Here is a 6,642-nt window from a genome sequence, read left to right as displayed (position 1 = left end):
ACACAAACTCAACCAACGTCCCCGGTTAGTACACCTAACAGCTGCATCCACGGTTTCGCGAGCTGCAACTGCCGGAGTCGCAGCGCGTAAGGCGCGCCGGATGACGCCCTTCGCAGCGCCGTCGTTGCCGACGCGTCGAGTACGTTCGACTCGGGAACGAGCAGCTTCAAGCCGCCTCGTGGCCCACGTTCCACGGTGACATCCGTGACGAGCTGCCAGTGACACCGTTGCGTCCGCGGGTCATACAGGATCACCACGACGGGCAGCGAATGGCGCGTCCAGTAGTCGTAGTGAGAGGGATCGAGCCGGAACCACCACCCGCCCGCCACATTCTCCGCAAACCACGACTCGCCACCCTTGATCTGCAGCGCAAGAAGCCTCCCTGTCGCCACATTCTGGTGTATGACCTCCACGTGAGTGTCGATACCGAAGTCCTCCGTTGGTTGCTCCCGGAACACCCATTTCAGCTCGTCCTCCACCGCCAGCGCCGTGTGCGTGACTGCCGCACGGGCCACCCGCGCGCTGTCAGGCTGACGAGTCATCACACCCTCCCACCAGATAGGCAATGCCGTTACCGGGGGTCGGCATCGTTCGGTTGAGAATTACTCTCCGCCGAGCCGCGCACAGCGGTGAACGCAGCTCGTGGCGACGTTGCAGTCTGCGTGCACCGCCGAGGGGCATCCCGGCGGGCACCCGTGTCCTAAACGACCAGTTACGGGATTGTCGTCTTCCTCGGGACGGTGGCAGGTAGGAGGCGGACGAGGACGATCATGGCGATGAGTTCGACGAGAGTCTGAGTAACCACTGCGCGTGGTGCGATCGCCAGGGCATCGGGAAGCGATAGCGCGAGCGGGAGGACCATCTGTGAGTTGCGGGTGGCGGCTGAGAACATCACTGCCCGCGTCAAGGCGGTACCGCTGGCGGCAGCCGCAGCTGTATGGTCAGTGCATGCTGACTAAAGCTTCGCGCCTCGAGGTCATGAATCGTCTCGGCCGTGCCATGGCCGACCCAACCCGGTCCCGCATCCTGCTGTCGATCCTCGACCATCCCGGCTATACCGCCGTACTGGCGGAAGAGCTGTCGCTGACCCGTACCAACGTGTCCAATCACCTCTCCTGCCTGCGCGGCTGTGGCATCGTGGTCGCTTCCCCCGAGGGGCGGCGCACGCGCTACGAGATCGCCGACGCGCATCTGACCAAGGCGCTCTCAGGGCTGGTCGAGACTGTGCTGGCGGTCGATGATGGCCGTCCGTGCACCGATGAGGACTGCGGCATCCCGCTGTGCTGCGATGCCTCCGTCGAGGTGCGTTCCAAGGCGGGCACGCGATGAGCGACGAATGCTGCGGCCCCGAGAAGCCCGCACCGCCCGTGGCCCCAGTGGTGGAGGATGCATGTTGCGGAAGTAGCGGCCTGACGGATCCGCCGGAGGCACTCGAGCTCGAACAGCTCTCACCGTGGTGGCACGATCGCGCACTGCTGCTGCCGATCACCTCTGGTGTCTTGTGGGCGCTGGGGCTCTTGACGGGATGGGCAGGACTCAATACAGCCGGTCTCGCGGCCCACGTTCTCGCCCTGCTGGCCGGGGCCTGGACGTTCGTCCCCGGCACTCTGCGTCGCCTAGTGCAGGGCCGTGGACGCGGTCGGCTTGGCGTCGGCCTGCTGATGACCATTGCCGCGCTCGGTGCGGTGCTGTTAGGGCACTTCGGTGAAGCCGCGGCCTTGGCGTTCTTGTTCTCTCTGGCGGAGGCGTTGGAGGACCGGTCGATGGATCGCGCGAAGCAAGGCCTGCGGGCGCTGCTTGCCCTCATCCCCGAGACTGCCCGCGTTTCACGTCCGGGCGGGCCGCAGACCATCGCGGCCGGAGAGGTCCGCACCGAGGACGTGCTCCTGCTCGGTGCGGGCGACAAGGTTGCCACGGACGGTGTGATCCTCTCTGGGCGCTCCTGGATGAATACTTCGGCGATCACCGGCGAGTCCATACCGGTCGAGGTCGGCCCCGGAGACGAGGTGCATGCGGGCTCCGTCAACGGCTCGGGCTCGCTAGCGCTACGCGCTACTGCTGATGGTCGGGACAATTCACTGACCCAGATCGTGCGCTTGGTCGAGCAGGCCCATGCCGCCAAGGGTGAACGTGCCCGCCTCGCTGATCGCATTGCCCGTCCCCTCGTCCCGGTGGTGCTGATCGTCGCCGCACTGGTCGCACTCATTGGCGTCCTCACCGGAGACCCGGCAACTTGGACCGAGCGCGCCCTGGTGGTGCTCGTCGCCGCGTCGCCCTGCGCGTTAGCCATCGCTGTGCCGGTGACGGTCATCTCTTCGATCGGCTCCGCGAGCAAGCTCGGCGTGGTCATCAAGTCCGGCGCCGCCTTCGAACAGCTGGGGGCGATCCGCACTGTGGCTCTGGACAAGACCGGGACGCTCACCCGTAACGAACCCCGCGTCGTGGACGTCGCCACAAGTGAAGGCCGCAGCCGCGAGGAGGTCCTCGCGGCGGCCGCTGCTCTCGAGTCCGCCAGCGCCCATCCCCTCGCCGCCGCAGTCCTCGCCGCAACGGATGCCGCGGTGGACGCTGACGACGTCCAGGAAGTCCCCGGATACGGCATCACCGGAAGCATCCATGGCCGGGTGATCCGCGTGGGAAGTCCCCGCTGGATCTCCCCTGGCCAATTCGGGAACCGCACCCACGAGATGGCATCGCGTGGCATGAGCGTCGTCATGGTCGAGGAGGACAGCCATGTGATCGGCGCTGTCGGCATCCGCGACGAGCTGCGTCCCGAGGCGGCCGCGACGGTGGCTGCATTGCATGCCCAAGGCATCCGCACCGTCATGCTTACCGGCGACAACGCCCTGACCGCCCACGCAATCGCGGCAGAGGCCGGCATCGAGGAAGTCCATGCCGAGCAGCTGCCCGCTGACAAGGCCGCCTACGTCCGTCGCCTCTCGGAGCAGGCTCCGACCGCGATGATCGGAGACGGCATCAACGACGCGCCGGCCCTCGCGTCAGCGACGGTGGGCATCGCGATGGGAGCGACCGGCACGGCAGCAGCAGTCGAGTCGGCCGACGTCGCCTTCACCGGCACTGATCTGCGGCAGATCCCTGCCGCATTAGCTCATGCTCGCCGGGGTCACCGCATCATGACTGGGAACATCGTCCTCGCGCTGGCGATCATCGTGGTGCTGTTCCCACTAGCACTGTTCGGGGTGCTGGGTCTGGCCGCGGTGGTGCTCGTGCACGAGGTCGCCGAGGTCGTGGTGATCGCCAATGGCATGCGGGCCGCACGCACTCCAGGGGTAGGCGCGCAGGAGCCGTCCAGTCCGGTCGGGTAGGATCTGCGTGAGACGTCAACTGTCGGAAGGCCCGTTGCATGAGCAGGAGCACGAAATTCACTCTCGGACTGATCGCAGTGGCTGCGCTGGTCCTCGCCGGGTTCATCATCTTCCTCGACCCCGATGAGCAGGAATCGGCGCCGGCCGAGGACACGGGATCCGCGTCGGCCCAGCTCGTGCGAGAAGACAGTCCCCGGCTGTCCGAAGGTGGCGATGCCGTCTTCGTGGAGTACCTGGACTTCGAATGTGAGGCGTGTCTGTCCCTGTACCCCACGATCGAGGAGATTCGTGCCGAGTACGGCGACCGCGTGACCTTTGTGGTGCGGTACCTGCCGTTGCACGGAAATTCTGTCGAAGCCGCCAAGGCGGCTGAGGCCGCCGGAGAGCAGGGCGAGTTCGAAGCCATGTACAAGGCGCTGTTCGAGAATTCCGCCGAGTGGAGTCACCAGGAGACCTCGCAGCGGGAGGCGTTCTTCGGGTACGCCGAGGAGCTCGGGCTCGACATGGAACGCTTCGAGCAAGTCTATGACGATCCGGCCACCCTCGAACGCATCGAGCAGAGTGCTGCCGACGCGGAGGCGCTCGGCGTGACCAGCACTCCCACCTTCTTCGTCGACGGGGAGCGCCTGGAGCCCACCCGCGTCGAGGACTTCACGGATCCTCTCGATGCCGCACTTGAAGGCTGACGGCCCGGCCGCCGGGGAGCCTCGGGATTCGAGGGCTCCGCGCGGCCTGGGGATGCTCTTCACCGTCAGCGGCGCTATCGGCCTGGTCATGGCCGTTGTGCTGTTGGTCGAGAAGATTGCTCTGATCGAGGACGCCAGCTACGTCCCCTCGTGCAGTCTCAATCCGGTGCTTTCCTGCGGCTCCGTGATGGACACCCCGCAGGCCTCAGCCTTCGGCATCCCCAACCCGATCCTCGGCATCGCCGGCTTCGCGGCCGTTCTCGCGCTCGGATTCGCGTTCCTCGCCGGCGCCCGTGTGGCGCGCTGGATGAGTGTGCTCATCCAGGCAGGCGTGACCTTTGCGGTGCTCTTCGTGCAGTGGCTGATCGGGCAGAGCCTGTACGAGATCGGGGCACTGTGCCCCTACTGCATGGTCGTGTGGGCAGTGACCATCCCGCTGTTCTGGTTCACCACGATTCACTATCTCCGCGCTCTGGCAGACAGCTCCACCCCGGCCATTCGCCGGGGTGCCCGTCTCGTAATCGAGTTCCGCATCCCGATGCTTGTGGCCTGGTACCTCGTGATCATGGCACTCATCGCCGTGAGGTTCTGGGACTACTGGTCCACGCTGTTCTAAGCGCCGGAGAGCTCACATCTCCGCCCACCCACCAATCCCCTCTCGATCACCTTGAAGGAGCGAGCACATGCGCGCCCACTCCCGGCGACGGATTCTGTACGCCACCGGTTTCTTGACCGCCACCGGTCTGTTCACTGCCTGCGGCAACACTGATACCGGAGACCGCTACGACTCCGAGGACGCCGGATACGTCTCCGGCAACGGCGTGACCACAGAGATCGCTCCCGCCGATCGCGCCGAACCCACAGTGTTCACCGGGACCAGCTACGAGGGCGAACGGTTCGACTCCTCAGACCACTGGGGATCGGTGCTGGTGGTCAACGTCTGGTACGCCTCCTGCCCGCCATGCCGGGTGGAGGCCCCGGATCTTCAAGCGATCCACGAGGAGTACGCCGACCAGGGCGTGTCGTTCATCGGGATCAACGTCCGTGACTCGGCAGGTCCCGCCGGGGCCTTCGAGGAGACCTACGGGATCACGTACCCTTCGCTGCCGGACTCTGACGCAGAGATCATGTACCAGCTGCGCGGCCAAGTCGCGCCCAACGCAGTTCCCACTACTCTCGTCCTCGACCATGACGGCCGAGTCGCAGGTCGGATCTCTGGAGCGATCGACCCTTCCATCCTGAGATCGATGCTCGACGCCGTTCTCGCCGAAGGAGCCGCGTGAGCATCAACGGACTCGCGGAGACCTTCCAGTCGATCGCCCTGTCCGGGTCCCTTTTGCTGGCCATCACCGTCGCCGCGATCGCAGGCCTGATCGCGTTCCTCTCACCGTGCGTGCTGCCCATCGTGCCGGGCTACCTCGGTTATGTCTCCGGGCTCGCCGGACAAGGACTGAAGACCACCGAGCCAACCCGGGGCACCCGTGGGAATACCGGGAGTGCGGGACGACCGATGACCTTTTTCCGTGAGGGAACTGGGAGAATGCTGGGCGGTAGCTTGCTGTTCGTCGCGGGGTTCGCAGTGGTGTTCATGGCGCTGGGCGGATTCGCTGGCGCGATGGGATATCTCCTTCAGGCGCACGCAGTATGGATCAATCGGGTGGCAGGCGTGGTCGTCATGTTCATGGGACTCATTTTCATGGGCGTGTTCCCTCGATTGACAGGAAATTTCCAGGTGTCCAGGAAACGTCCTGATGCTGGCCTTCTGGGAGCCCCATTGATGGGCTTCGTCTTCGGGCTGAGCTGGACCCCATGTATCGGCCCTACCTACGCCGCGATCATCGCCCTCTCTCTCGATGCCGGCGCCGACGGAGGGTCCGCAGCTCGGGGCGCGACCCTGGCGCTCGCGTACTCGCTCGGACTGGGTGTTCCCTTCGTTCTCAGCGCCCTGCTGCTTGACAGGGCGATGGGCGTGAGCAGGGCACTTGCCCGCCATCGCCGCCTCATCGGAGTCCTATCCGGGGCGCTACTCATGGCGATCGGCCTGCTGCTGCTCACGGGGGTGTGGGCCTCATGGATGGATCAGCTGCAAGGTTCCATCGCCACGTTCCAGCCCGTCGTGTGAGCCTCACGAAGGCATTCTCTCCTGCCGTTCTGCTGCCGGTGACCGACATGGGGTACGTCCACCTCGACTGCGACTCGTGACGTCTACCCCATTGCGGCATCGCGCTTTGGTAAAGAGAGGGTGTGGCCCCGGGGCCCATGTGGCGAGAGTGTTCAAGAGAAGGCGAAATCGTCGGTCGGGGTCGCACATGACGCTATTGCGAGGGTGTTTCGGTCGGTACGTTGGTTCCACCGGTGACGAGGTGCGAGATTCCTTCCCGACGCTTCCTCTGCTGTCGACGTTGCCGCGAACCAATGCCAGACGACCCCGTGCATAAACTCGGGGATATTCACGGAGAACATTCATGGCCACGAGCAATTCCCATCGCGCGGCCGGCCGCGCAGTCACCCCCCCTCGTCACAGCGGACGCGCCCTGCGCGGCACCGGAGGCGCCGCCGTCCTCGGCACCGTCCTGCTCGGTTCCGCCTTCGCTGGTGGGGCCGCACAGGCAGCGCCCGCAGCTCCGGCC

Annotated in this window: 8 protein-coding genes; 6 read left to right on the top strand and 2 right to left on the bottom strand. The window is 65.6% G+C overall.

Annotated features, from left to right (window positions below; all coding sequences use genetic code 11):
- Positions 1-8: 8 nt before the first annotated feature.
- Together HMPREF3092_RS02840 and HMPREF3092_RS02835 are read right to left on the bottom strand one after the other, a co-directional pair.
- Positions 9-542 carry a DUF4365 domain-containing protein gene (locus HMPREF3092_RS02840; protein ID WP_070423773.1) on the bottom strand — a complete coding sequence of 178 codons (534 nt, stop codon included), beginning with the start codon at positions 540-542 and terminating at the stop codon, positions 9-11.
- 170 nt (positions 543-712) lie between these two features.
- On the bottom strand, positions 713-892 hold the full coding sequence (locus tag HMPREF3092_RS02835) for a bile acid:sodium symporter (protein ID WP_370919357.1): 180 nt from the start codon (positions 890-892) through the stop codon (positions 713-715).
- A 56-nt stretch (positions 893-948) separates the two neighbouring features.
- Here HMPREF3092_RS02835 and HMPREF3092_RS02830 point away from each other — a divergent pair, with 56 nt between their 5' ends.
- From HMPREF3092_RS02830 to HMPREF3092_RS02805, 6 genes are all read left to right on the top strand, one after another.
- Entirely contained in the window at positions 949-1,329 is a 381-nt protein-coding gene (locus tag HMPREF3092_RS02830; RefSeq protein ID WP_031306883.1) for a Cd(II)/Pb(II)-sensing metalloregulatory transcriptional regulator CmtR, read from the top strand.
- Positions 1,326-3,326 carry a heavy metal translocating P-type ATPase gene (locus tag HMPREF3092_RS02825; RefSeq protein WP_083274217.1) on the top strand — a complete coding sequence of 667 codons (2,001 nt, stop codon included), beginning with the start codon at positions 1,326-1,328 and terminating at the stop codon, positions 3,324-3,326. The genes HMPREF3092_RS02830 and HMPREF3092_RS02825 overlap by 4 nt, the downstream gene beginning before the upstream one ends.
- Positions 3,327-3,364: 38 nt before the next feature.
- Complete coding sequence (locus HMPREF3092_RS02820) at positions 3,365-4,012, top strand: DsbA family protein (RefSeq protein WP_070423772.1); 648 nt, start codon at positions 3,365-3,367, stop codon at positions 4,010-4,012.
- A gap of 52 nt (positions 4,013-4,064) precedes the next feature.
- The gene (locus HMPREF3092_RS02815; RefSeq protein ID WP_083274218.1) at positions 4,065-4,628 is read left to right on the top strand and encodes a vitamin K epoxide reductase family protein; all 564 of its coding nucleotides are present in this window, start codon (positions 4,065-4,067) and stop codon (positions 4,626-4,628) included.
- Between the two features lie 67 nt (positions 4,629-4,695).
- Positions 4,696-5,295 (top strand): TlpA family protein disulfide reductase, encoded by a 600-nt coding sequence (locus tag HMPREF3092_RS02810; RefSeq protein ID WP_070423770.1) that lies wholly within the window; start codon positions 4,696-4,698, stop codon positions 5,293-5,295.
- Positions 5,292-6,134 carry a cytochrome c biogenesis CcdA family protein gene (locus tag HMPREF3092_RS02805; protein WP_070423769.1) on the top strand — a complete coding sequence of 281 codons (843 nt, stop codon included), beginning with the start codon at positions 5,292-5,294 and terminating at the stop codon, positions 6,132-6,134. The genes HMPREF3092_RS02810 and HMPREF3092_RS02805 overlap by 4 nt, the downstream gene beginning before the upstream one ends.
- The last annotated feature ends 508 nt before the right edge of the window (positions 6,135-6,642 follow it).

It is taken from the genome of Brevibacterium sp. HMSC24B04, assembly GCF_001806835.1.
GTDB classification, from domain to species: Bacteria; Actinomycetota; Actinomycetes; order Actinomycetales; family Brevibacteriaceae; genus Brevibacterium; species Brevibacterium ravenspurgense.
This window is presented reverse-complemented; position numbering and strand designations above follow the sequence as displayed.